Origin of the sequence: Pararhizobium sp. DWP1-1-3 (genome assembly GCF_049896125.1) — a bacterium.
Lineage (GTDB): Bacteria > Pseudomonadota > Alphaproteobacteria > Rhizobiales > Rhizobiaceae > Pararhizobium.
In genome coordinates, this window is the sequence record NZ_JAFCTR010000001.1 from 678,475 (window position 1) to 702,348 (window position 23,874).

A 23,874-nucleotide genomic window follows, 5' to 3' on the forward strand; every position below is an offset into this window, starting at 1 on the left:
AATGCCAGATTATCAATTTTAGCGGCATCCTGTTAGGAAGTTCGAAAATTCCATTCGGTATCGTGCGGTCATAAAAATCTGAGGGGATTTGGCCGTATGAAACATTTCCGTATTTCCGTGCGCCTGTATGCGCTGGTGGGGCTGGCGCTTCTGACCATGGCCGCCGTCATGATGCTCGGTCTGTTCCAGGAACAGGACAAGCTGGTGGCGCAGCGAAAGGCCATGCTGGAGGCGATGAACGAGAACGCGGTTGCCGTGTTCGATGCCTATTACAAGCAGGAGCAAGCCGGCACGCTTAGCCAGAGGGATGCCCAGGCGCGCGCCATCGAGGCGATCCAGGCGATGCGCTATCAGGGCAATGGCTACTTCTTCATCACCGACGTGAAGAGCACGATGATCATGCATCCGATCAAGCCGGCGCTGAATGGCACCGACCAGACGGAGAACAAGGACCCGACCGGAAAGCACATCTTCGTCGAGTTTGCCAAGACGGTTGCAGCCCAAGGCAAGGGTTTCGTCGATTACTATTGGCCGAAACCCGGTGCCGAAGAGCCGGTGCTGAAATATTCGCATGTCGCCGGTTTTGCGCCCTGGGGCTGGATCGTCGGCACCGGCGTCTATGCCGACGATCTTGCCGCCATGTTCACCGAAGGCCTGATCCAGGTTGCAGTGATCTGCGGTCTTGCCGCACTGGTCATTCTACTGGCCGCCTTCTCGATCGTTCGCAGCGTCGTCGCCCCGATCGAGCGGCTGAAGATGTCGATGCGGGCGATTGCCGACGAGGATGTCTCGTCTGCCATTCCGGAAACCGACCGCAAGGACGAGATCGGCCAGATGGCCGGCGTGCTGGCGGAACTGCGTGATTCCGTCAAGGAACGCATCGGCCTGCGGCAGCGCGAAGCCGAACAGCAGAGCCAGCTTGATGACGAGCGGCGCAGCAACGAACATCGCGCCCAGTCCGACGCGCAGACCCAGGCCGAGGCCATGGGGGCAATCGGCAGCGCCCTGGAGAAACTGGCAGGAGGCGACCTGACCGCGGAAATCGTCCGGATCGCTCCGGAATATTCCAAGCTGCGCGATGATTTCAACACGGCCGTCACGGCACTGCGCGGCGTTATCCAGTCGATCGCCCATTCGACGGAAGTGGTCTACGGCAGCGCCGGCGATATTTCGGAGGCCGCCAACAATCTGTCGCGGCGCACCGAACAGCAGGCCGCCGCCCTTGAAGAGACGGCTGCAGCGCTGGACGAGATCACCTCGACGGTCAAAAGCTCATCCGACCGCGCCGCTGAAGCCCGCGAAATGGTCAACGAAACGAAGGGCAGTGCGGCGAAATCCGGCGATATCGTCCGCAACGCCATTGCCGCGATGACCCGGATCGAAGGGTCTTCGACCAAGATCAGCCAGATCATCGGCGTCATCGACGAAATCGCCTTCCAGACCAATCTTCTGGCGCTGAATGCCGGCGTCGAGGCAGCAAGGGCAGGCGAGGCCGGCCGCGGCTTTGCCGTGGTCGCCCAGGAAGTGCGCGAACTGGCACAGCGCTCGGCCGGTGCTGCCAAGGAAATCAAGGAGCTGATCCGCAACTCCGCCACCGAAGTCGAGACCGGCGTGACGCTGGTGCGCTCGACCGGCGAGGCGCTGACCGAAATCGAAAGCCTGGTCAACCGGGTCAACGAACATGTGGCCTCGATCGCTACAGCGGCCCGCGAGCAGGCAACCGGGCTTGCCGAGGTCAACACCGCCGTCAACAGCATGGACCAGATGACCCAGCAGAATGCCGCCATGGTCGAGGAGACGACGGCGGCCAGCCAGACGCTGGCGCAGGAGAGCCGCGAGCTGAAGAGCCTGCTGCAGACGTTTCGCCTTTCACCCGACAACCGACAGGGCAGCTACAGCCGCGCTGCCTGACCCAATTCAAAAAGACGGAAATGCCGATTGCCCGCGTTCGAAAGGACGCGGGCTTTTTCTTGTGTCTTGAATGGTTGTTATGCGGAGCCCGGCACCATCACCGGTTTTGGGTGCTTGTTTGACCGATGCGCTTGACCCGCGCGGATTTCCCGTGAGAATGAGGCCGTGATTCAAGGGGTTACAGTATCCTGTCGTATCGGCCGGGACATGTAACCCTCCAAGGGGGGACTGGAAATGACGCTGTTTCAACGGGTTGTGATCCGTATTGCCGCGCTGCTGGCGCTTGGGGTGCTCTCCGCCTGCACCGTTGTGGTCGATGAGCCCGGCGGGCGGCCGTATCCCCGGCCGGAACCGTCGAACCCGCAAATGTGCACGATGCAATACGACCCGGTTTGCGGCGAGCGCGGCAACAACCGCCGGACCTTCGGCAATGCGTGCCAGGCACGGGCAGAAGGATACCGGATCTCCGGCCGGGGCGAATGCCGCCCGCAAAGGCCGGATTTCGGCGACGACCGGCCACAGGTCTGCACTCGCGAATATGCACCGGTCTGCGCCCGTCAGGGGCGCCGCGAACAGACGTTTTCGAATGGCTGCATGGCCGAGGCGGAAGGGTTTCGCGTGATTGGCCGCGGCGAATGCGAGCGCGGAAACGACCGGCCCGGCGATGGCTCGGGCCCGCCGCGCGAGCCGCAGATGTGCACGAACGAATATGCGCCGGTTTGTGCCCGTCAGGGCGGGCGGGAACAGACATTCCCGAATGGCTGCACGGCGCAGGCCCAGGGGTTCCGCGTCATCGGTGACGGTGAGTGCCGCTGAACTGAGCGCAACAGGCAAGCAAACTGTTCCGGCTGGGACAGTTTGCTTGCGTCCATGACTGTGGAGTGAGTGGATCGTGCTGCGGATCGTTTCCTTGAACGCCTGGGGCGGAAGCCTGCATGCACCACTGATGGACTATCTCGCCGATGTGGATGCCGATGTGATCTGCCTGCAGGAGGTGGCGCGAACGCCTTCGTCCGCGCAGGATTGGTTGACCTATCGCGACCACGACGTCGCGTTGCAGCAGCGCGCCAACCTGTTCGATGAAATCCGTGCAGCTCTGCCGGGGCACGATGGTTTTTTCGCGCCGACGGCGCGGGGGGATTTGTTCGATGGCGACAGGGCTATTCCATCTGAATTCGGGCTGGCGACCTTCGCGCGCACGTCGCTGACGGTGATCGCCCAGGCGCAGGATTTTGTCCATGGTGCGTTTTCGCCGGATGGATGGGGGCCGCATCCGCGCGCCCGCAACGCCCATTGCCTGCGCCTTTTCAACCACGAGGACGGATTTTCGATCACTATCGCGCAGATGCATGGCCTGCGGGATGTTGCAGGCAAGGGCGATACGCCGGCGCGCGATACGCAGACGCAGGCGCTGGTCGAACTGATCGGGCGGATATGGCACGGCGACGAGCGGCTGGTGGTCTGCGGTGATTTCAACGTTCTGCCGGACAGCCGGATGTTTGGGGCTTTGGGGGAACTTGGCCTGACGGACCTGATCACGTCGCGCGGGCATACCGATACACGCACCTCCTACTATCAAAAGCCCGGGCGTTTTGCCGATTACATGCTGGTGACGCCGGATGTCGAAGTGATCCGCTTCGATGCTGTCGCCGAACCGGAGGTTTCCGACCATCGCGCCTTGCTTTTGGAGATGCGCTAGGGCCAGGAGCAGGGCTGAATTGGGAAACGCAAAAGCGGGATCGCTGGAGATGCAAATCGATGTCACCACGATCGGGTTCACCCAAAGCACTGCGGCAGATTTCTTCGGCCGGGTCCGGCAGGCCGGCGTCAAGCGGGTCGTCGACATCCGGCTGCACAACAGCTCGCAGCTTGCCGGTTTCGCCAAGGCCGCCGACCTGCCGTATTTCCTGAAAGAGCTTTGCGGCGCGGATTATGTGCATCAGCCTCTGCTGGCGCCGACGGAGGAGATCCTGACGTCTTTCAAGAAGGAAAAAGGCGACTGGAATACGCTGCGCCACCGGTTCATGAACCTGATGGAAGAGCGGCAGATCGAGGCGCGGCTCGAACCTTTAGCGTTTGAAGGTAGCTGCCTGCTCTGTTCCGAGGCGAAGCCGCATCAGTGCCACCGCCAGCTCGTCTGCGAGTATCTTGATGGGAAATGGGGCGGCAAGCTCAGCGTCCGGCATCTCTGAACAGCCGCTTCCCGCGCGGGGGGCCGCAATGCCCAGAACCGGTGAAGCGTTCGAAAGCCTTCGTTTACCCTGTTTGCATAAAATCCGCTTCAGTTCCGGTCTTTCCCGTCCCGCGCCTGCCTTTCGACACAGGTGGCCCGCAGGTTTTCAAGCGGGACCGGGCGGGTGGAGATGGTGCGTTTCGAGGCATCGTCACGGTAGAGGCGGCAAGAGTATGGCGTATGTTTCCCTTTTCCGGCGGCCGGTGGCAGTTTTCGTGCTGTCGTTGTCGCTTACCGCCTGCTCGACGGACGATCTTACTCCGCCGGGCCGGATCGATCAGTCCGCACGGGTGAGTGCCATAGAACCGGTGAACCGCCATGCGCGCGGTTCGCGGGAAAACCCCTATCCTGCAGCCAATACGCCGGTCAGTACCTTCTCTGAAAATTCGGACGATGCCGTCCCTGCCGATCCGCGCCTGCAGGCGTCCGGCCGTCGGCTGCCGATGATCGACAGCGAGCCGGCGCAGCAGCAGCCGCTTGCCGTTGCCGGTGCGCAGTCGATGACCGTGCCGGCCGAAGGCGTCAACATGGATGCGATGATGGGCGTCGAAACCGGCTCGACGCCGGTTGTCGGCCTGGCTGAGGAACAGAACCGCGATTACGGCCGGGGCAATCAGATCGCCAAAGGCAATGAGATCGCCGAAGGCAATGAGATCGCCGAGGGCAATGCCAGCCAGCCGGTGGTGGGTGGTATAGGAGGTGACAGCGTCCAGCAGTTGGGCGGGCCACAGGCCATGCAGGTGGCATCAGCCGATCCGGGCTACGATCCGGACCTGCCGCCGCTCAATGCGGAAAAGCAGGCGGCCGAGGTGGCACGCAAGGCGCAGTTCCTTGACCAGCAGCAGCGCGTGATGCTGCGCAACAGCCAGGCCGGGCAGGAGCAGCAGGTGGCGTTCCTGCCGCGTGCCGGAAATCCGCTGTCTGAAACCGAGGCTGATTTCACCGGGCAGATGCCGGCCTCCGAAGTCGCCTGCCGCCAGCGGCTGAGGAAAATGCGGGTGGAATTCACCGATATTCCGCGCATTTCCAACGGCAAGGCCTGCGGCATCGACTATCCGATCCAGCTCACCGGTCTTTCCGGCGGTATCGATATCAAGCCTGCCGTCAAGCTCAACTGCGAGGTGACGGAAGCCTTTGCCAAATGGGTGAAGAACGAACTCGCACCGTCGGCCCGCTACCGCTATCTTTCCGGTATCAAGACGATCAAGCCGCTCGGCGGCTATTCCTGCCGAACGATGAATTCCAAGCGCGGCAATCCAATGTCGGAGCATGCCCACGGCAACGCCATCGATGTCGGCAAGTTCGTGCTGAAGTCCGGCAAGGAGATCGACGTGCGCAAGCCTGGCTTCTTCGCCTTCCGCGAAAAGGGCCTGCTGAAGGCGGTGCGCAGCGACAGCTGCAAATATTTCAACACCGTGCTTGGTCCCGGCAGCGATCCGCAGCACAAGGATCATTTCCATTTCGACCTGAGGGAACGCAAGTCGGGCTACAGGCATTGCGATTGATCGGAGGGTGGCACTCGCACGTACATCCGGTTTACGATAATCGTCTTGCTATGCGGGTTTGAAGGCGATTATTGCGGCTTGGCGTGGACGAAAACAGGATTCGCAATGGAAACCAGGACATATCTCGGCGGATGCCTGTGCGGAAACATCCGTTTCCGGGCAACGGGCATGCCCGGCAACCCGCACACCTGCTCCTGCGAAGACTGCCAAAGGCATTCCGGCGCACAGACGCTCTGCTGGGTGGAGTTTTCACGCGACGCCGTCGAATGGACCGGCGAGGGCGGAAGGCCGGCGGTCTATCGTTCGTCCGATTATTCCAGCCGTTCCTTCTGCCCTAAATGCGGCAGTACCCTGGGCGCCATCGACGATGAACCGGTCATTGCGCTGGTCACCGGCAGTTTCGATGTGCAGGACGTTGAGGAATTGCGCCCGATCTCGCATTCGTTTGAGGATGACTGCCCGAGCTGGTGGAAAATCCCGGCAGCGGGGTAACCGGGCCGCGCCATTTCGATAAGCAGCGCGCAAAAAAAATGGCCGGTGAGAACCGGCCTAAAACGAACCTTGCCGGAGAGGGGACTGCCGGCGGGTTCTTGCAAATCACGTGCGTCTGTGTCCCACGGCGCGAAAATGGCCGAACACCATCACCGTTTGATGACAGCAGCCTTTGAAAGGCGCTGATCGTGGCGGTCATTCCAGCGGAATGACTGGGGTGGAAGCCCTGGCCGGGGCGGCTGCAGCCTCTTTCGCTGATTTGTTTTCGTCTGCTTGCGATTTGCAGCTGAAATTTTCGAATGAACACCCCATATAGAGCATCTCCTTCCGCCTCACATTCCCCGGAACATATTTCATGGCGCCCATCGTTTCCGTTTCCAATCTGGTGAAAACCTATGCGTCCGGCTTTGAGGCGCTGAAAGATGTCAGTCTCGATATAGAAGAAGGCGAAATCCTCGCCCTTCTGGGGCCGAACGGCGCCGGCAAGACGACGCTGATCTCGATCATCTGCGGCATCGTCAATCCATCGGGCGGCACGGTGCTGGTCGGCGGCCATGACGTCGTCAAGGATTTTCGCGCCACCCGGGCGATGATCGGGCTGGTGCCGCAGGAGCTGACCACCGACCAGTTCGAGACGGTATGGAACACCGTGTCGTTTTCGCGCGGGCTGCACGGCAAGAAGCCGAACCCTGCGCATATCGAGAAGGTTTTGAAAGACCTGTCGCTCTTCGACAAGAAGGACAACATGCTGCGCGAGCTGTCCGGCGGCATGAAGCGGCGGGTGCTGATCGCCAAGGCGCTTAGCCACGAGCCGCGCGTGCTGTTCCTCGACGAGCCGACCGCTGGCGTCGACGTCAACCTGCGCAAGGACATGTGGCAAGTGGTCGAGAAACTGCGCGAGACCGGCGTGACGATCATCCTGACCACGCACTATATCGAAGAGGCGGAAGAGATCGCCGATCGGGTCGGCGTCATCAATGGCGGCAAGATCCTGTTGATCGAGGACAAGAAAGACCTGATGAAGAAGCTCGGCCGCAAGGAATTGCGCGTCGATCTTCAGGATCCCATTTCGAGCCTGCCCGAGGCACTTTCCTCTTACGATCTGACGATCGAGGACGGCGGGCATTCGCTGATCTACGACTACAATACGGCCGGCGAACGCACGGGCATCACCACGCTGCTGACGGCGCTGGCCGAGGCCGGGATCAGGCTCAAGGACATCTCGACGCGGCAAAGCTCGCTCGAGGACATTTTCGTCGAACTGGTGGGAGCAAAGGCATGAACCTCGAAGCGGTCAAGTCGATCTATTTCTTCGAGATGGCGCGCACGCGCCGCACGCTTTTGCAGAGCGTCGTCTCGCCGGTGATCTCCACCTCGCTCTATTTCATCGTCTTCGGCGCCGCTGTCGGCTCGCGCATCCAGGAGATCGACGGGGTGTCCTATGGCGCCTTCATCACGCCCGGGCTGATCATGCTGACATTGCTGACGCAGTGCATCGGCAACGGCTCCTTCGGCATCTATTTCCCGAAATTCACCGGTACGATCTACGAACTTCTGTCCTCGCCGGTATCGATGACCGAGATCGTGCTCGGCTATGTCGGGGCGGCGGCGACCAAGGGCATGATGATCGGCATCATCATCTTGGGGACGGCCTCGCTGTTCGTCGATCTGTCGATCGCCCACCCCTTCGTGATGCTGCTGTTCTTCGTGCTGACGGCCATCACCTTCAGCCTGTTCGGTTTCATCATCGGCATCTGGGCCAAGGACTTCGAGCAGCTGAACCTGATCCCGATGCTGGTCATTCCGCCGCTGGTGTTTCTCGGCGGCAGCTTCTACTCGGTCAACATGCTGCCGCCCTTCTGGCAGGCGGTCAGCCATTTCAACCCGGTGCTCTACCTGATCAGCGGCTTTCGCTGGAGCTTCTTCGAGATCGCCGATGTCAATCCGGTGGTCAGCTTCGCGATCATCATCGTGTTTCTGGCGGTGCTGATGGGGTTGCTGACGTGGATCTTTAAGACGGGGTACCGGTTGCGGAACTGAGTAGGGAATAGGGAATAGGGAATAGGGAATAGGGAATAGAACTACTCGCTACTCGCTACTCGCTTTTCCCTATTCGCTCACTGCACCACTTCTTCCAAATCGCAGCCCTTGGTGTCGATCGTCATGGCGTTGCCGCGCCAGACGAAGGCGCCGCTGCCCCAGCTTCGTATCCAGACCAGCGGCAGCATGATGTCGCGCACCAGGATGGCCGGCAGAGAGAGAAGAGAGACGCGCCAGCCCTTGGCAAGGCCAAGTGCCAGTTCCGGGAGGTAGATTGCGGCGACGACGGCGGCGCCGGTCGCAGGGGCATTGACGTCTGCGAGAATAGCGGCGGCAAGCGCGAAAAGGAGCGGCGGCAGGGCGCCCAGCAGAACTTCCGGCGCGAAGAACAGCGGAAAGGTGACGCGGCGCAGGCGTGCCCATCGTGTCTGGCGCGACCACACGTCATGGCGGGTACGGCGGCCGAGCGGCTGGTCGAAGGGGGATGAGACAAGATGGACCTTGTATCCCAGACGATTGACCAGCTTGGTTGCTGCGGCATCCTCGGCGATCTCGGCGGCGAGTGCTTCAATGCCGCCATTGCCGTCAAGCAGGGGCTTGAACCACAGCATGCTCTTTCCCTGCGCGAACCCGAAACCGATCGCTTCGCCGGCATATTGCCAGCGGGCCTGCTGCGTGTTCAGAAACATGCATTCGACCTCGGCCCAGAAACCTTCCGGCCGCGCGCCGATCGGCGTCGAACACACCAGACCGGTGTTCTTGTGCCGGCCCGCCATAAGGTGGGCCACGTAGTCCTTCGGCATCAGCACGTTGGAATCAGCGAGGATCACCCAGTCGTGCCGGGCGGCCTTCCAGCCCTTGACACAGTTGTTGAGCTTCGGATTGGCGCTGATCCGGTCGTCGCCGGTCAGGATGCGTGCCTGAACGTGGGGATTTGCAGCCATCGCCCTGCGCATCTCGGCAATTGCGGGATCCCTGGGATTGGCGACGCAGAAGATCAGTTCGTAGTCCGGCCAGTCAAGCGCGAAGGCGCGCGCGAGTGTCTCGACGGCGAACGGTTCGATGCTGCGGGCGGGCACGACGATCGAGACCGGTGGCCGTTCCTTGACCAACGGGGCCGGTGTGCCGCTTCGCGCCATTCGCCAGCCGGCGATGACGATGCTGAGAAGATTGACGAGGACGAGGATTGCGGCCGCAGCGGTAAACGCGATGATCATGCACTGTCCCTTGCTCGCACAGCCGCTTCATGACGAATCTGCGACTGCTGCTTTGCGACCAGCAACACCATTGTCACATGACATGCGGATGACAGGCAGCTTGTCTATCCGGGTGCGCCGGGGTGAGCGAGGCTTGAAAAGCTGGTCCTCGACACCGGCGGAAAGCGTCCTCGCTCTTCGCTGCTCGGCGTTGGCCGGCTGAAAACGCCCTTGATCGTGCTGGTCGTCCCATCATTCGATTGACCACCATCAGCATGTGGAGCCGTTCGTCCCTACGGACAAACCCGAGCTCGAAAGGGGCGTTGCGATAGACGGCGGATGTCACGTTCCGCCATTGGCCGGCACCTGCGGCAAGCAGTGCCTTTCCCCGGCGGGTCGGCCTGGATGACGGCCGACCAGCCGTTGTTGGCCGTTACCGTCAGAATATCGCCGTGCCTGACTATGGCGATGAGGCAGGCGTTGCATCCGCCCGCATTCGAACCCAGCTGCTGCCATCGCCCGTGGAAAACGGGATCGCCGGCATACGCGGCGACAGCGGATAATGTCGCAGCAGCAACGATCAGTAGCGATTGCAACAGCCGGTTCATGCATGGCCTCACGCCGGTTTCATTAGTCCCTCAGGCGAAGTTCGTCCGTCTGCATCTGCAGGAAATCCAGTGTCGACAGAAAGCTCATGCCGAGCAGGCTCTGGTCGAGCTTGCCTTCCTCCGTGACCATGGCCTTGATATTCTGGCGGACGATCGGGCCGATCGAGACTTCGGCGAGCGTTACCGATGCTGCCCGGGCCTCGCCATTGGCGGTCGAGACCGTCTGGGTGAAGGCGAGGCCGGTGGGATTGAGACCGAGGAGTTCGGCATCCTCAAAGGAGAGCGCGACCCGGCTTGCACCGGTATCGACCAGCATCTGGACGGTGGCGCCATTGACCGTGACCGGGGTTTCGAAATGGCCGTTCAGCACCTTGTGCAGCACGACTTCCTGAATGCCCTCATTGTCGGTGAAGACAGCCGCGCGGCCGGGAACGAGGCCGGCGACCAGACGGTTGCCGAACGATTGCAGGTCATTGCGGTAGAGATAGCCCGAGACGAGAACGAGGATGATCAGCACCCAGATGCCGAACTGGCGCAGGCTTTGGCCGATATGGCTGCGGCTTTGGACGATGCCGGTTGCAAACATCGCAGCGATGGCGCCAAGCGTGACCAGGCGGCCGAAGTCGTCGTTCATGATGCCGAAAGTGCGGCCGCTGTCATGGTTGAGGATCAGAAACACCAGGCCGACGGCCAGGATGCCCAGAAGGATGGTCAGCCTGGTCATTCGCCGTTTACCCGTTCGCGGGCCATGCGTGTGCGGCGGGTCTCGCGGCGCGGCTTGCGTTCCAGCGTTTCCAACCGGGCCGGCAGGCTATCCATGATGTCGCGGCGTTCCTGCGCCGTATAGAGCGTCCAGGCGCCGATCTCGTCGCGCGTGCGGCCGCAACCGAAGCAGTATCCGGTTTTCATGTCGATCGAACAGACGAGAATACAGGGTGTTTCCATAGATGCGTAGCAATCCGGACAAGCGGTGGGTCAAACTTATATCGTCGTTTCAAATGGCCAGCGCAAGGGCGGCGAAAACAGCGATTTCGGTCAATTGTTGTGTGGCACCGATCGTGTCCCCGGTATGTCCGCCGATCTTGCCGTTGACGATTTCGCTGAAGGCAGGAACCGTGGCGGCAAAGGCGGCGATTGCGAGGACCGCTGCCAGCAGCGAGGCGCCCGACAAAAGCAGCAAAAGCGCTGCCGACACGACGCCGAAGATCAACGCGAAAGTGACGGCAGAGGCCTGCGGTTCACCGGCAGATGCGGCAACGCCATCCTGGCGGGCAGGGTGCAGTTTCGACCAGTGCCAGACCATCGCCGTGCGGCTGAGCGCTGCTGCTGCAAGGACGAGAAGCCCGCTGCCGCTTGCCGAAACGAGCGGAATGACTGCGGCAAGCGCCGAAACCCTCAGCCCGAACGACAAAATGAGGGCAATGGCGCCGTAAGAGCCGATGCGGCTGTCCTTCATGATGATCAGCGCCTTTTCCTTGGTCTTGCCGCCGCCCAGACCGTCTGCCGTATCGCTGAGACCGTCCTCATGCAGGGCACCGGTGATCAGCGCCTGGATCGTCACCGCGACGAAGGCGGTGAACAGCGGCGAGACCTGGAGGGCGCCGAAGACCGAAACGGCGGCGGCGGCGGGCAGCACGATCAGCAGTCCGGCCAGCGGAAAGGCCCGCACGGCGCGGCTGAGGCGGCCGTCGAAGTTGACGAAATGGCGTTGCGGCATGTGGACGCGGCTGAGGAACGCCACCGAGCGTGCCGTGTCGTCGATGAAATCGCGGATATCGAACATGACAGAATTCCCCCAAGCCGATCCGCCCCCGCGAATCGGTGTTTTCCTGCTGATCATGCGACGGCGACACGAACCGGCGCAAATGCCGTTGCCGGATTTGTCGCAGCACTTTATGAGGGAGCACCTTTGCGGAGCCATGCTTCGCCGACGACGAGACGATACAAGGATTTGCTTCATGAGTGCCAGCGGCCTGCCGTTCGACGATTTCCGTGAATTGCTGCGTAACCTGCCAGGGCCCGACAGTGCGGCACTGGTGGCGGCGCGCGAACGCGATGCGCAACTGACCAAGCCGCCGGGCGCGCTTGGCCGCCTCGAAGAGATCGCTTTCTGGCTTGCCGCCTGGACGGGCAGGGCGCCGGCCGTCAACCGACCGTTGGTGGCGATCTTTGCCGGCAACCATGGCGTGACGAAACAGGGCGTCACGCCGTTTCCGCCATCGGTGACGGCGCAGATGGTCGAGAATTTTGCAGCCGGCGGCGCTGCCATCAACCAGATCTGCGTCAGCCATGATCTTGGGCTGAAAGTGTTCGATCTGGCGCTGGAATATCCGACCGGCGACATTACCGAGGAAGCGGCCCTGTCCGAGCGTGATTGTGCCGCCACCATGGCCTTCGGCATGGAAGCCGTTGCCGGCGGCACCGATCTGCTGTGCATCGGCGAGATGGGGATCGGCAACACGACGATCGCGGCGGCGATCAATCTGGCGCTCTATGGCGGCACTGCTGAAGAATGGGTAGGCCCCGGCACGGGAGCGCAGGGCGAGGTTCTGGCGCGCAAGATCGCTGCGGTCGAAAGAGCTGTGACGCTGCATCACGATCATCTTTCCGACCCGTTCGAAGTGCTGCGCCGCCTTGGCGGCCGCGAGATCGCCGCGATGGCCGGTGCGATCCTTGCCGCGCGCATGCAGAAGATTCCCGTGATCATCGACGGCTATGTCGCCACATCGGCAGCGGCCATCCTGAAGGCCGCCAATCCGGCGGCGCTCGATCACTGCCTGATCGGCCATGTCTCGGCAGAGCCAGGCCATATGAAGGCGATCGAGATGCTCGGCAAGACGCCGCTTCTGGCACTCGGCATGCGGCTCGGCGAAGGCACGGGGGCAGCCCTTGCTGCCGGGATCGTCAAGGCCGCGGCTGCCTGCCATTCCGGCATGGCGACGTTTGCGCAGGCCGGTGTCAGCAACAAGAGCTGACGGCGGTTTCCATGCTGCGATCCGCAGGCCGCTTTCGGCCGTCCTATCGCCGGGCCAAGGCTGATCTGCGGCGGATACTGTAAATTGTGGGGCCTGCCAGGCTCCGACGCCATGCCGGGGGCTTGATAGCCTCCGGCTTCTCACCTATTCGGGAGCGGCGATCCTTCCGATCGTCTCAGCCCGTATCGCCCGTATTCACGGCGCATTCAGGCTGATGTCAGTATCGCGTGTTCCTTGCGGCATTTTGCAGAGCGCGGAGCGAACATGTATCTGAACGAGGACTATCGTCGAATGGCCAGCGAGAAGCCGGTAAAAAAGCTGACGGGTATCCGGCATTTCTTTGCGGCCGCGACCTATTCCTTCGGCGGCGCCAAGCGCTTGCTCGGCGAGGCGGCCTTCCGCCATGAGCTGGGCGCCTTCGCCGTGGCGATGATCGCGTTCGCCATTACCGGGGCCACCTTCTTCCAATATGTTGCGGCCTTCGTTTTGTTTCTGCTGATGATCGCGTTCGAGGCGCTGAACACGGCGATCGAAGAAATCGTCGATCGCGTTTCGCCGGAAATTTCCGATATGGGCAAGAATGCCAAGGATCTGGGCTCGCTGGCCTGCCTGTGCATCATCCTCGCCAATGGCGGTTATGTCGCCTATGTCGTGGTTTTCCGGCATTTTATCGGCGTTTGATAACTAAATCGCCGCGTCGCGATTTTATTCCGTCTTCAGCAGTCAAATTTAATTGAGCGGTTTCTTTCTGTCCTGGTGCTCATCAAAGTTGACGCGAAACATCAGGATTATATACCGGGGCCGCCGGACAAGATGGTCCGCAGAAAACTCGGAGAGGTTTCCATGACAATTTCCTTCTCAGGTTCAGCAGGTGCTTTGGCGCTCGCGGCCCTTTTCGCCAGCACGGGCGCGACCGTTGCCCTGGCCCAGGAAGATATCGGCATCGTCGTCTATAATGCCCAGCACGAAAGCCTCGGCGTTGCCTGGGCCGAAGCCTTTACCAAGGAAACCGGCATCAAGGTGACGCTGCGCAAGGGCAGCGACATGGAATTCGCCAACCAGATCGTCCAGGAAGGGGCAGCATCCCCCGCCGACGTGTTCCTGACGGAAAATTCGCCGGCCATGTCGCTGGTCGATGGTGCCGGGCTGTTCGAGCCGGTCGCTAGCGAGACGCTGGCGCAGGTGCCGGAAAACTTTCGCCCGTCGAACGGCCACTGGATCGGCGTTGCCGCGCGCTCGACCGTGTTTGCCTATGACAAGACCAAGCTGACCGAAGACAAGCTGCCGAAGTCGATGCTGGATCTGGCCGATCCGAGCTGGAAGGGCCGTTGGGCAGCATCGCCGTCGGGCGCCGATTTTCAGGCGATCGTCAGCGCGCTCTTGTCGCTGAAGGGCGAAGAGGCGACTGCGTCCTGGCTGAAGGCGATGAAGGAAAACTTTACCGCCTACAAGGGCAATTCGACCGCGATGAAGGCCGTCAATGCCGGTGAGGTCGAGGGTGCGGTGATCTATCACTACTATTATTTCGGCGATCAGGCGAAGACCGGCGAAAACGGCAAGAACGTCGCGCTGCACTTCTTCAAGAACCAGGATCCGGGCGCCTTCGTCAGCATTTCCGGCGGCGGCGTGCTCGCCTCCAGCCAGCACAAGGAGAATGCCCAGAAGTTCCTCGCCTGGATTACCGGCAAGGGCGGGCAGGGCATCCTGCGTGACGGCACTTCGTTCGAATATGCCGTCGGCAATGGCGAAGCCTCGAACACGGCGCTGCCGGCCCTTGCCGATCTGCAATACCCGAAGGTCGATCCGGCCACACTCAACAGCGCAAAAGTCACAGACCTGATGACGGACGCCGGTCTGCTGTGATAGGCAGAGCCTAAACCTGATCGGATCGCTCCGGTTAGGTATCGTCATTCCGGACTACCGGTGACCTTCGCAGCCGCTCGATCAGGGCGGCTGCGAACGTCGTTTTGGTTTGAAAGCAGAGACTTTGAGCGCCACCGCGTTTCCTGCCGAGCCCGCCTCCGCCTTGCGCCGGCTGATCATCGCCGCCAAGGGGCGATCCAGGGTTGCCTATCTCTGGGTCACCATCGTTGCGGCTTTCGTGTCGCTTGTCAGCCTGATGCCGCTCGGCTTCATCGCCTGGGTCACCGTCCAAACCGGATGGGAGACCGCATCAAGGCTGATTTTTCGCGGCCGTGTCGGCGAACTGCTGATCAACACGGCGCTGCTTGAACTCTGCACCCTGCCGCTGACCATTGGCCTATCCGTCGCACTTGCCTGGCTGACCGAGCGCACCGATCTGCCCGGCGCGCGGCTGTGGTCGCTGCTGGCCGTGGCGCCGCTTGCCGTTCCGGCCTTCGTGCACAGCTACGCGTGGATCAGCCTGGTTCCGGGGCTGCACGGCCTGACCGGTGGCGTGCTGGTCTCGGTGCTGGCCTATTTCCCGTTTCTCTATCTGCCAATTGCAGCGCAGTTGCGCCGCCTCGATCCGGCCATCGAGGATGCGGCGGCCTCGCTCGGCCTCAACCCGTGGCAGGTGTTTTTTCGCGCCGTCCTGCCGCAGTTGCGGCTGGCGATCTGCGGCGGTTCGCTTTTGGTCGGCCTGCATCTGCTTGCCGAATACGGGCTCTATGTGATGATCCGGTTCGACACGTTTTCCACCGCGATCGTCGATCAGTTCCAGTCGGCCTTCAACGGTCCGGCGGCGAACATGCTGGCCGGTGTGCTGGTGTCGTGCTGCCTGCTGCTGCTGGTCATCGAGGCGGTGTTGCGCGGCGGCGAGCGCTATGCACGGGTCGGCTCCGGGGCCGCCCGGCCTGCTGACCGGCGCAGGCTTGGCCGGATGGTGATTCCCGCATTGGCGCTCAATGTTTTCACAGCGGCGCTGGCCATCGGCGTGCCGTTCGTCACCCTGACGCGCTGGCTCTATATCGGCGGAGCCGAAATCTGGCGGATCGATCTTGTCGGCGGTGCGTTCGCTCAAACCGTGGTTCTGGCCATTGCCGGCGGCATTCTGGCGACGATTGCGGCGGCGCCGATGGCCTGGCTGTCGGTGCGTGCGCCCGGGCGGCTGCAGCGGGTGCTCGAAGCCTGCCATTATTATGTCGGCTCGTTGCCCGGCGTCGTGGTGGCGCTGGCGCTGGTGACCATCACGGTTCGTCTGGTGCTGCCGCTCTACCAGACATTTGCCACCCTGTTCCTCGCCTATATCATGCTGTTTCTGCCGCGGGCCATGGTCGGGCTGCGCACAAGTATCGCGCAGGCCCCGGTCGAGCTCGAGCGGGCCGCCATGGCGCTTGGCCGCACGCCGTTTCAGGCGGTGCGCCAGACGACGATGCGGCTGGCCGCGCCCGGCATCGCCGCCAGCACGGCCTTGGTGGCGCTCGGCATTACCAATGAGCTGACGGCGACCCTGATGCTGTCGCCGACCGGCGTCGAGACGCTGGCGACGAAATTCTGGTCGCTGACCAGCGAGATCGACTATGTCGCGGCGGCGCCCTATGCGGTGATGATGGTGCTGTTGTCGCTGCCGCTGACCTTCCTTCTTTACGTTCAATCCAGACGGGCAACCGGACAATGACGTTTCTGACACTCGATGCCATCAGCAAATCCTACGGTCCGACGGTGGCGCTCGACGCCATCGGCATGAGCATCGCGGCGGGCGGGCGCACGGCGATCGTCGGCCCGTCCGGATCCGGCAAGACGACGCTGCTGCGCATCATCGCCGGTTTCGAGACGCCCGACAGAGGTTCGCTGGTGCTGGATGGAAAGACGCTTGCCGGTTCCGGCATGCTTGTCCCCGCGCACCGGCGCGGCATCGGCATCGTTTCGCAGGATGGCGCGCTGTTTCCGCATCTGACCGTCGCCGACAATATCGGTTTTGGATTGGCCAAGAATGCCCCCGGCCGCAGCCAGCGGATCGCCGAGTTGATGGAGATGGTCGAACTTGACGAGGTCATGGCGACCCGGCGCCCGCACCAGCTTTCCGGCGGCCAGCAGCAGCGCGTGGCGCTGGCACGCGCTCTGGCGCTGAAACCCCGGCTGATGCTGCTGGATGAACCATTTTCAGCGCTGGATACGGGATTGCGCGACACGCTGCGGCGGGCGGTGGCGCGCGTGCTGCGCGCGGCCGGAACGACGGCGATCCTGGTGACGCACGATCAGGCCGAAGCCTTGTCCTTTGCCGATCAGGTGGCCGTGCTGCGGCAGGGGCGGCTTGTCCAGTTCGGTTCGCCGCGCGCGCTCTACGGAAAACCCAGGGATCGCGAGACCGCGACCTTCCTCGGCGAAGCCATACTGCTCGACGCCAGCATCGCATCCGGCCGGGCGCAGTGCGCCTTGGGGTCTCTGGTCGTCGAAGCGGGGCTCAAGGCAGGCAAGGCGACCGTGATGTTGCGCCCCGAGCAGATCCGGCTGAAGACTGCTGCTGCCGGAACAAAGATCAAGGGACCATTCGGGCGCGTCGATGATGTCGAGTTCGGCGGCGGCAACTGCATGGTGCTGGTGCGGATCGATCGCAGCGACCGGGCGATGCCGGATTTCCTGTCGATCAAATGCGCCGGCGCCGATATTCCAGAGCCCGGAGACCTGGTCGGCATCAGCGTCCACGGCACGGCGCATGTTCTGCCCGAGTGATCGCAGTTAGGCAAAGCTCTTCCTCCGGCGCTCTACCGCCGGGGCATCTTCGATCGCCGGAATGCTCTGGAGCACGCGTTTCGACGGCAGGATGGCGATGGCTTCGGTGCCCTCGCGCAGTTTCGAGCGCAGGATGAAGTCGCCATTGTGCTTGGCCAGGATCGCCTGAACGATCGGCAGCCCGAGCCCGGTTCCCTGTTCGGCACTCTTGATGGCGATCGAGCCCTGACCGAACGCCGACAGCACGACCGGAATTTCGTCTTCCGGAATGCCCGGGCCGTTGTCCTTGATGGAGAGATACTGGCCGCCGCCGGCCGTCCAGCCAACCTTCACCGAAATCTCGCCGCCGGACGGGGTGAATTTCACCGCGTTCGACAACAGGTTGAGGATCACCTGCCGCATCGCCTTTTCATCGACCCATACCGAAGGCATGCCGTATTCGAACTGTTCGGTGATGCTGATATTCTTGGTGCGGGCGCGCAGCTGCACCATGCCGATGCAATCCTCGGTGATCTCGACCAGGTGGATGGCTTCCTCATTCAGGTCGTATTTACCGGCCTCGATGCGCGAGAGATCGAGGATTTCGTTGATCAGATCGAGCAGGTGCTGTCCGGAACGATGGATGTCGCCGGTATATTCCTTGTAGATCGGATTGTTGAGCGGCCCGAGAACCTCCGTCGACATGACTTCGGAGAAGCCAAGGATGGCGTTGAGCGGCGTGCGCAATTCGTGCGACATGGAGGCGAGGAAGCGGGATTTTGCCATATTGGCTTCCTCGGCACGGCGGCGTGCTTCGTCCGACATCGATTTGGCCACTTCGAGTTCGGCGATCAGATCGTCCTTCTCCGCTTGGACCGAGAGGATGTGCACGTTGCCGCGGTGCATGCGATTGGTCATGAAGACGAGGAAAATGAGCAAAGTCGCGACAATGATGGTCAGTGCCAGATAGCCGGGATTTCCGGTTTTGATCGTTAGGGCACCAAGTGCCACAACCACCGGGACGAAGGTGAAGAGCAGTGCATTGCGCAGCAGGAACGTGCTCATCGCGGTGGCGGCAAGCGCAATCAGCAGCACGGCGGCCTTGTAGAAGCCGAAATCGGATTCGCCGCAGGTGTCGCAATCCTGGAGGATGAACGCTGCCCAGCAAAAACCCAGGACGATTTGAACGAACAAAAAGCGCCGCCGCCAATAGTTCACCTTGTCCGCCGGGATATCCGTGGCCTTTGCCCGGCGGGCCAGCAGAACACCGATGGCATTGACGCAGAGTGCCGTGACGCCCCAGGCGACGAGATCGAGCTTTTGCGACAGGTATACGCCGACAGCGGTGACCAGAATGATGAACAGGGGCATGGCGATGGCGCCCTGCAGCATCGTATCGACGTGAAGGCCGAGCAGCTCCTTGTCGAAGCCGGACGCGTTCGAGGGGCCTGCCTGCAGGCGTTCGCGGGTCGTGCGCACGGCTTTCGACACAGCCGTGTTGCGATGGCTGCGCGACTTATCGACGATATTCTTGTCGGCCGATGTGCTGACGCCCTTGCTCATGATCTCATACGCGTTAACGGAATCCGTTGAACTTTAAGGGAGAATCCTTAAGAAGTTGCTGCGATTTGCTGTTTTTTCGCTCAAGTTGGCGGCGGTAACCGGCCGGCAGATGGCCACCAGGGACATTCATGAGACGCGTGCTCCAGATCATTCGCGACCTGCTGTTGACGGCCCTGATCCTATTGTTTCTGGGGCTGGTGGTGGTGCGCCTCGAGGGGCCGCAGGAGACGATGTCGGGTTCGGCGCGGATTGTCGATGGCGATACGCTGGTGCTGGACGGCAAGCGCATTCGTCTCGCCGGCATCGATGCGCCGGAGCTGCGGCAGGTCTGCCAGCGCGAACAGCGGGATTGGCTATGCGGGGCAACGGCAAGGGACTATCTGGCAGCCATGATCGGCGATGCAAAAACCGCGTGCGAGGCGAATGGAAGCGATCAATATGGGCGGCATCTCGCCGTCTGCAGGGTGGCAAATCGTGACCTGAACGCGGCTATGGTCGATGGCGGCTATGCCATCGCATTCGGCGATTACACGGCCGAGGAGGCCGCTGCCCGGCAAAAGCGGCTGGGCCTTTGGGCCGGCACATTCGACGCGCCGCGCACCTGGCGCCAGACTCATGGCGGAATGGACGAGATGCCACACGGACCGCAGGGCTGGCTGGATACGGCGATTTCACGGGCCGGCCAGCGGATCGAGGCTGCAATGTCAAAGGTATGGAATGACTGACGGGCAGGCGGATGGACTGGAAGACTTGCGCGCGGCGGTCGCAGCCTGCCGGATCTGCCGGGATGCGCCGGCACGCGGTCCAGGCGACCAGCTGCCGCACGAACCACGCCCGGTCGCGGTGATTTCGTCCGGCGCACGGATATTGATCGCAGGCCAGGCGCCGGGACTTCGCGTCCATGAAAGCGGTCTGCCGTTCAACGACGCGTCCGGCGATCGTCTGCGGCAGTGGCTCGGGGTGACCCGCGAACAGTTCTACGATCCAAATCTGTTTGCCATCGTGCCGATGGGGTTCTGTTTTCCGGGTTATGACGCCCATGGCAGCGACCTGCCGCCGCGCCGGGAATGCGCACCGCGATGGCGGCAAGAGGTAATCGATGCGATGCCGCAGATCGAACTTGTGCTGGCCATCGGTCAATATGCCCAATCCTGGCATCTGGGCGACCGCCGGGCTCAGACAATGACCGAGACTGTGCGCAACTGGCGCGCGTATCTGGGTTCGAATATCGGAGCGCCGGTGCTCGCGCTACCGCATCCGAGCTGGCGCAATACCGGCTGGCTGAAGAAAAACCCATGGTTTTCGGCCGACGTCCTGCCTGTCCTGCAGGACCGTGTGTCAAATTTGCTTTCCTGAAACAATTTTCTTCCATTTGGCGAATTTGGCGCTATAGAGAGAATAATATTCGAAGGAGGCTGTTCATGGATCGTCTTGACCGCAAAATCCTGCGCCTGTTGCAGGAAGATTCCACACTCGCCGTTGCTGATCTGGCTAAAAAGGTCGGGCTTTCCACGACGCCTTGCTGGCGCCGCATCCAGAAGATGGAAGAGGACGGCGTGATCCGTGGACGCGTAGCGCTGCTTGATCCGGTCAAGGTCAATACCAAGGTGACGGTGTTCGTGTCGATCCGCACCAACACCCATTCGATCGAATGGCTGAAGCGGTTTTCCGAGGTGGTCGGCGAGTTTCCGGAAGTGGTCGAATTTTACCGCATGAGCGGCGATGTCGATTATCTGCTGCGCGTCGTCGTCCCCGATATCGCCGCCTACGACGCCTTCTACAAGCGGCTGATCACCAAGATCGAAATCCGCGACGTGTCGTCGGTCTTTGCGATGGAGCAGATCAAATACACGACGCAATTGCCGCTCGACTACATGGTGATCGACCAGGCGAAGTCCAGCGAGGACTGAGTTATTCGCTCAGCGGCTGCGGGCCCAGCCGCTTCAAAACGGCGCTGCCCGTGAGTTCACGGACGGCGTCCTTGCCGATCCATCGGGCGGTAGGATCCTGCCGTGCGGCCAGGGCTTGCGCCATCGACAGCGCAGGGCCATGACAGCAGGCGCTGCGCTTGCCCGTCTGGCGCAAGGCCCAGTTCACAGCCTTTTTCACGAAATTGCGGCCATCGCCTGCATGCGCCTCGACCAGAGGCAACCAGGCGATGACGGTCTCGTCCGGCTCCTTTTTCAGGTGAACGGCGCTGACGGCGATCATGCTGAAAGCGGTTCGCCGGACGAATTCGCGGTCGTCGGCGGCGAATTCCGGGATCAGGACGGCCTCGAGCCGGGCAGCGACAAACAGGTCGGCAAGGCTGTCGACGATTTCCCAGGAATTGAACCCAGCTGTCCATTGCCGGGCCATATCGAGCGTCAGCTTTTGCGGTTCCGCAGTCAGGGCTGCGAGCAGCCGGGCTTCGCGGATATTGCTGTCCCACAGTGTGAGAGCGCGGCCGTGATCGCGCTTGATCAGCCGGGCAATGTGGTTGAGCGCCGGGTTTTTTATCCCGAGCGCCTGGTCCGTTTCGATGCCGAACCGTGTCATGCCGGCAAGGTTGCTTTCCGCCGCCAGCGTTTTCAGATGTGCGATGACGGCATCTGCGGGCGAGGAGGGCACCAGCATTATTTTTCGAGCCGCGCCAGAAGCGACGAGGTGTCCCAGCGGTTGCCACCCATCTCCTGCACATCGGCATAGAACTGGTCGACAAGCGCCGTCACCGGCAACTTGGCGCCGTTGCTGCGGGCTTCGGTGAGCACGATGCCGAGATCCTTGCGCATCCAGTCGACCGCGAATCCGAAATCGTATTTTGCGGCATTCATGGTCTTGTGGCGGTTTTCCATCTGCCAGGAACCGGCGGCGCCCTTGGAGATCACCTCGATGACCTTTTCGATGTCGAGACCGGCCTTTTTGCCAAAGTGAATACCTTCGGCAAGCCCCTGCACCAGACCGGCGATGCAGATCTGGTTGATCATCTTGGTCAACTGGCCGGACCCGGCCGGACCCATCAGCCCAACCATGCGGGCATAGGCGTCGATGACCGGTTTCGCGCGCTCGAATACCTCGGCATCGCCGCCGCACATCACCGTCAGCACACCGTTTTCAGCACCGGCCTGGCCGCCGGAGACCGGCGCGTCGATGAAGTGGGCACCGCGCGCTGTGGCGGCCGCATCGAGTTCGCGGGCGACTTCGGCCGAGGCGGTGGTGTTGTCGATGAAGACGGCGCCGGCTTTCAGCGTTTGAAAGGCGCCGTCCTTGCCTGTCGTCACCGAGCGCAGGTCATCATCATTGCCGACGCAGCAGAAGATGAAGTCGGCGCCATCTGCCGCCTCCGCCGGCGTTGCTGCCGCGCGTCCGCCAAACTCGGCGGCCCATTTTTCGGCTTTCGCGGCGGTGCGGTTATAGACGGTCAGGTCGTGGCCACCCTTGACCTTGAGGTGACCGGCCATCGGATATCCCATGACGCCAAGACCAATGAACGCGACTTTAGCCATTCGAAAACTCCTGAAATTCCCTTTCGTCGAGACTTAGCCGATGCGGATGGGGCGGGGAAGACCCGTGATGATCGCATCCTGCCAAAACCGGCTTCGAAACCGTTTTGCTGCCAAGCTAACGTTCACGCGGCAAATTTTGCCGTAATCTCTTCATTTTAGATAATTATAATGTCGATAGAATTTGTAGATTTATTCATCCTTGTTTGCGGAGGCCCTGCTGGACAGCCGGGCAGGCACAATCGGAGAGGTGAAGTCCATGTTGACCCGCAGACAGACATTGTCGCTTTTGGGCGCGGCCGCAGCGGTTGCGATCCTGCCCACGACGCGCAGCGCTTCGGCATCCGAACCGCTGAAGGAATTGCGCCTCGGCTGGCAGAAGAATGGCGTCCTGGCGCTTGCCAAGGGAACGGGCGCGCTGGAAAAGCGCTTTGCCGATCGCGGCATAGCGATCACCTGGGCGGAATTCTCATCCGGCCCGCCGCTGCTCGAGGCGCTCGGCGCCGGTGCCATCGATTTCGGCCCGACCGGCGACGTGCCGCCGCTGTTTGCCCAGGCCGCAGGCGGCAACCTGCTCTATGCCGGTACCTACAAGGGGTCCTCGGCAGGCTCGGCTATCCTGGTGCACAAGGATTCGCCGTTTCAGACGGTCGCCGACCTGAAGGGCAAGCGCGTTGCCTTCAAGCGCGGATCGAGCGCTCATAATTTTACTGTCAAGGCGCTGCGCAAGGCGGGTCTCGGCATCACCGACATCGAGGCTGCCGACCTGTCGCCGTCGGATGCGGCGGCGGCTTTTGCCAGCAACCAGATCGACGCCTGGTCGATCTGGGATCCGTATTTCGCCGTTGCAGAAAAGGATGCGGGCACGCGGGTTCTGACCACCGCCGAAGGGATCGTCGAGTCCTGGAGCTACTTCCTCAGCAATGGCGATTTTACCGCAGCGCATGGCGACGTGCTGGGCGAAATCCTTGACGAGCTGGCAAAGGTCGGGGCCGCAGCGCAAGACGATCTCGACGGCACGGTAGCGGCGCTGTCGAAAATCACCGGTGTGCCGGCAGACATCCAGCGGGTTGCGCTGACGCGCAAGGATTTCAGTCTAGCGGATGTTTCGACGCTCGGGCCGGACGCCGTCGCCTACCAGCAGGCGCTGGCCGACGAGTTCTTCCAGCTGCAGATCATTCCCAAACAATTGACGGTCAGCGACATCGTCTGGAAAGGCCGGGCGAGCTGAGCGCGTAAGCCGCAACGGAAACGG

23 protein-coding genes and 1 pseudogene are annotated in these 23,874 nt (G+C 61.9%); 17 read left to right on the top strand and 7 right to left on the bottom strand.

Annotated elements, in window-relative coordinates; genetic code table 11:
- The first annotated feature begins 96 nt into the window (after positions 1 to 96).
- The 8 genes from ACP7BS_RS03355 (at position 97) to ACP7BS_RS03390 (ending at position 8,181) form a co-directional block, all read left to right on the top strand.
- Positions 97 to 1,911, top strand: a complete 1,815-nt coding sequence (locus ACP7BS_RS03355) for a methyl-accepting chemotaxis protein (RefSeq protein WP_426236085.1) — start codon at positions 97 to 99, stop codon at positions 1,909 to 1,911.
- Positions 1,912 to 2,145: 234 nt separating this feature from the next.
- On the top strand, positions 2,146 to 2,727 hold the full coding sequence (locus ACP7BS_RS03360; RefSeq protein ID WP_426236087.1) for a Kazal-type serine protease inhibitor domain-containing protein: 582 nt from the start codon (positions 2,146 to 2,148) through the stop codon (positions 2,725 to 2,727).
- Between the two features lie 73 nt (positions 2,728 to 2,800).
- Positions 2,801 to 3,610: an endonuclease/exonuclease/phosphatase family protein gene (locus tag ACP7BS_RS03365; RefSeq protein ID WP_426236475.1), complete on the top strand. Its 810-nt coding sequence runs from the start codon at positions 2,801 to 2,803 to the stop codon at positions 3,608 to 3,610.
- A gap of 19 nt (positions 3,611 to 3,629) precedes the next feature.
- Positions 3,630 to 4,103, top strand: a complete 474-nt coding sequence (locus ACP7BS_RS03370) for a DUF488 family protein (RefSeq protein ID WP_426236089.1) — start codon at positions 3,630 to 3,632, stop codon at positions 4,101 to 4,103.
- 214 nt (positions 4,104 to 4,317) lie between these two features.
- The gene (locus ACP7BS_RS03375; RefSeq protein WP_426236091.1) at positions 4,318 to 5,649 is read left to right on the top strand and encodes an extensin family protein; all 1,332 of its coding nucleotides are present in this window, start codon (positions 4,318 to 4,320) and stop codon (positions 5,647 to 5,649) included.
- A gap of 105 nt (positions 5,650 to 5,754) precedes the next feature.
- A complete protein-coding gene (locus tag ACP7BS_RS03380; RefSeq protein WP_426236093.1) occupies positions 5,755 to 6,141 on the top strand; it encodes a GFA family protein in 387 nt (128 codons plus the stop codon).
- Between the two features lie 355 nt (positions 6,142 to 6,496).
- The gene (locus ACP7BS_RS03385) at positions 6,497 to 7,423 is read left to right on the top strand and encodes an ATP-binding cassette domain-containing protein (protein WP_426125604.1); all 927 of its coding nucleotides are present in this window, start codon (positions 6,497 to 6,499) and stop codon (positions 7,421 to 7,423) included.
- Positions 7,420 to 8,181 (top strand): ABC transporter permease, encoded by a 762-nt coding sequence (locus tag ACP7BS_RS03390; RefSeq protein WP_426228071.1) that lies wholly within the window; start codon positions 7,420 to 7,422, stop codon positions 8,179 to 8,181. The genes ACP7BS_RS03385 and ACP7BS_RS03390 overlap by 4 nt, the downstream gene beginning before the upstream one ends.
- Positions 8,182 to 8,258: 77 nt before the next feature.
- Here the strand turns inward: ACP7BS_RS03390 and ACP7BS_RS03395 are convergent, their stop codons facing one another.
- The 4 genes from ACP7BS_RS03395 to ACP7BS_RS03410 all read right to left on the bottom strand — a co-directional run bounded on the left by ACP7BS_RS03395 (position 8,259) and on the right by ACP7BS_RS03410 (position 11,768).
- Positions 8,259 to 9,398, bottom strand: coding sequence for a glycosyltransferase (locus ACP7BS_RS03395; RefSeq protein WP_426236095.1), 1,140 nt, complete (start codon positions 9,396 to 9,398; stop codon positions 8,259 to 8,261).
- 609 nt (positions 9,399 to 10,007) lie between these two features.
- Positions 10,008 to 10,709, bottom strand: coding sequence for a TIGR02281 family clan AA aspartic protease (locus ACP7BS_RS03400; RefSeq protein ID WP_426236097.1), 702 nt, complete (start codon positions 10,707 to 10,709; stop codon positions 10,008 to 10,010).
- A complete protein-coding gene (locus ACP7BS_RS03405) occupies positions 10,706 to 10,930 on the bottom strand; it encodes a DUF1289 domain-containing protein (RefSeq protein ID WP_426228079.1) in 225 nt (74 codons plus the stop codon). Before ACP7BS_RS03405 ends, ACP7BS_RS03400 begins: the two co-directional genes overlap by 4 nt.
- A gap of 49 nt (positions 10,931 to 10,979) precedes the next feature.
- Entirely contained in the window at positions 10,980 to 11,768 is a 789-nt protein-coding gene (locus tag ACP7BS_RS03410) for an adenosylcobinamide-GDP ribazoletransferase (protein WP_426236099.1), read from the bottom strand.
- Positions 11,769 to 11,943: 175 nt separating this feature from the next.
- Here ACP7BS_RS03410 and cobT point away from each other — a divergent pair, with 175 nt between their 5' ends.
- The 5 genes from cobT (at position 11,944) to ACP7BS_RS03435 (ending at position 17,595) form a co-directional block, all read left to right on the top strand.
- A complete protein-coding gene (gene cobT / locus ACP7BS_RS03415; protein ID WP_426125598.1) occupies positions 11,944 to 12,960 on the top strand; it encodes a nicotinate-nucleotide--dimethylbenzimidazole phosphoribosyltransferase in 1,017 nt (338 codons plus the stop codon).
- A gap of 264 nt (positions 12,961 to 13,224) precedes the next feature.
- Complete coding sequence (locus ACP7BS_RS03420) at positions 13,225 to 13,641, top strand: diacylglycerol kinase (RefSeq protein WP_426228085.1); 417 nt, start codon at positions 13,225 to 13,227, stop codon at positions 13,639 to 13,641.
- Between the two features lie 162 nt (positions 13,642 to 13,803).
- Entirely contained in the window at positions 13,804 to 14,823 is a 1,020-nt protein-coding gene (locus ACP7BS_RS03425; RefSeq protein ID WP_426236101.1) for an iron ABC transporter substrate-binding protein, read from the top strand.
- A gap of 175 nt (positions 14,824 to 14,998) precedes the next feature.
- Positions 14,999 to 16,540 (top strand): ABC transporter permease, encoded by a 1,542-nt coding sequence (locus ACP7BS_RS03430; protein WP_426236477.1) that lies wholly within the window; start codon positions 14,999 to 15,001, stop codon positions 16,538 to 16,540.
- Positions 16,537 to 17,595, top strand: a complete 1,059-nt coding sequence (locus tag ACP7BS_RS03435; RefSeq protein WP_426236103.1) for an ABC transporter ATP-binding protein — start codon at positions 16,537 to 16,539, stop codon at positions 17,593 to 17,595. The genes ACP7BS_RS03430 and ACP7BS_RS03435 overlap by 4 nt, the downstream gene beginning before the upstream one ends.
- A 6-nt stretch (positions 17,596 to 17,601) precedes the next feature.
- Here ACP7BS_RS03435 and ACP7BS_RS03440 read toward each other — a convergent pair whose 3' ends face one another.
- Positions 17,602 to 19,137, bottom strand: coding sequence for a sensor histidine kinase (locus ACP7BS_RS03440; protein WP_426236105.1), 1,536 nt, complete (start codon positions 19,135 to 19,137; stop codon positions 17,602 to 17,604).
- Positions 19,138 to 19,265: 128 nt separating this feature from the next.
- Between ACP7BS_RS03440 and ACP7BS_RS03445 the strand changes: the two genes are divergently transcribed.
- The 3 genes from ACP7BS_RS03445 to ACP7BS_RS03455 all read left to right on the top strand — a co-directional run bounded on the left by ACP7BS_RS03445 (position 19,266) and on the right by ACP7BS_RS03455 (position 21,047).
- Positions 19,266 to 19,862 (top strand): thermonuclease family protein, encoded by a 597-nt coding sequence (locus ACP7BS_RS03445; RefSeq protein ID WP_426236107.1) that lies wholly within the window; start codon positions 19,266 to 19,268, stop codon positions 19,860 to 19,862.
- Positions 19,855 to 20,493 carry a uracil-DNA glycosylase family protein gene (locus ACP7BS_RS03450; protein WP_426236109.1) on the top strand — a complete coding sequence of 213 codons (639 nt, stop codon included), beginning with the start codon at positions 19,855 to 19,857 and terminating at the stop codon, positions 20,491 to 20,493. Before ACP7BS_RS03445 ends, ACP7BS_RS03450 begins: the two co-directional genes overlap by 8 nt.
- Before the next feature lie 65 nt (positions 20,494 to 20,558).
- Positions 20,559 to 21,047: an Lrp/AsnC family transcriptional regulator gene (locus ACP7BS_RS03455; protein ID WP_113313440.1), complete on the top strand. Its 489-nt coding sequence runs from the start codon at positions 20,559 to 20,561 to the stop codon at positions 21,045 to 21,047.
- A 1-nt stretch (position 21,048) separates the two neighbouring features.
- Here the strand turns inward: ACP7BS_RS03455 and ACP7BS_RS03460 are convergent, their stop codons facing one another.
- Both ACP7BS_RS03460 and ACP7BS_RS03465 read right to left on the bottom strand, forming a co-directional pair.
- Entirely contained in the window at positions 21,049 to 21,753 is a 705-nt protein-coding gene (locus tag ACP7BS_RS03460) for a DNA alkylation repair protein (protein WP_426236111.1), read from the bottom strand.
- Positions 21,753 to 22,631 (bottom strand): annotated as a pseudogene (locus tag ACP7BS_RS03465) (NAD(P)-dependent oxidoreductase); the annotation flags it as partial. The pseudogene ACP7BS_RS03465 and the gene ACP7BS_RS03460, both read right to left, overlap by 1 nt.
- Before the next feature lie 247 nt (positions 22,632 to 22,878).
- Between ACP7BS_RS03465 and ACP7BS_RS03470 the strand changes: the two are divergent.
- Positions 22,879 to 23,850 carry an aliphatic sulfonate ABC transporter substrate-binding protein gene (locus ACP7BS_RS03470; RefSeq protein ID WP_426236112.1) on the top strand — a complete coding sequence of 324 codons (972 nt, stop codon included), beginning with the start codon at positions 22,879 to 22,881 and terminating at the stop codon, positions 23,848 to 23,850.
- The last annotated feature ends 24 nt before the right edge of the window (positions 23,851 to 23,874 follow it).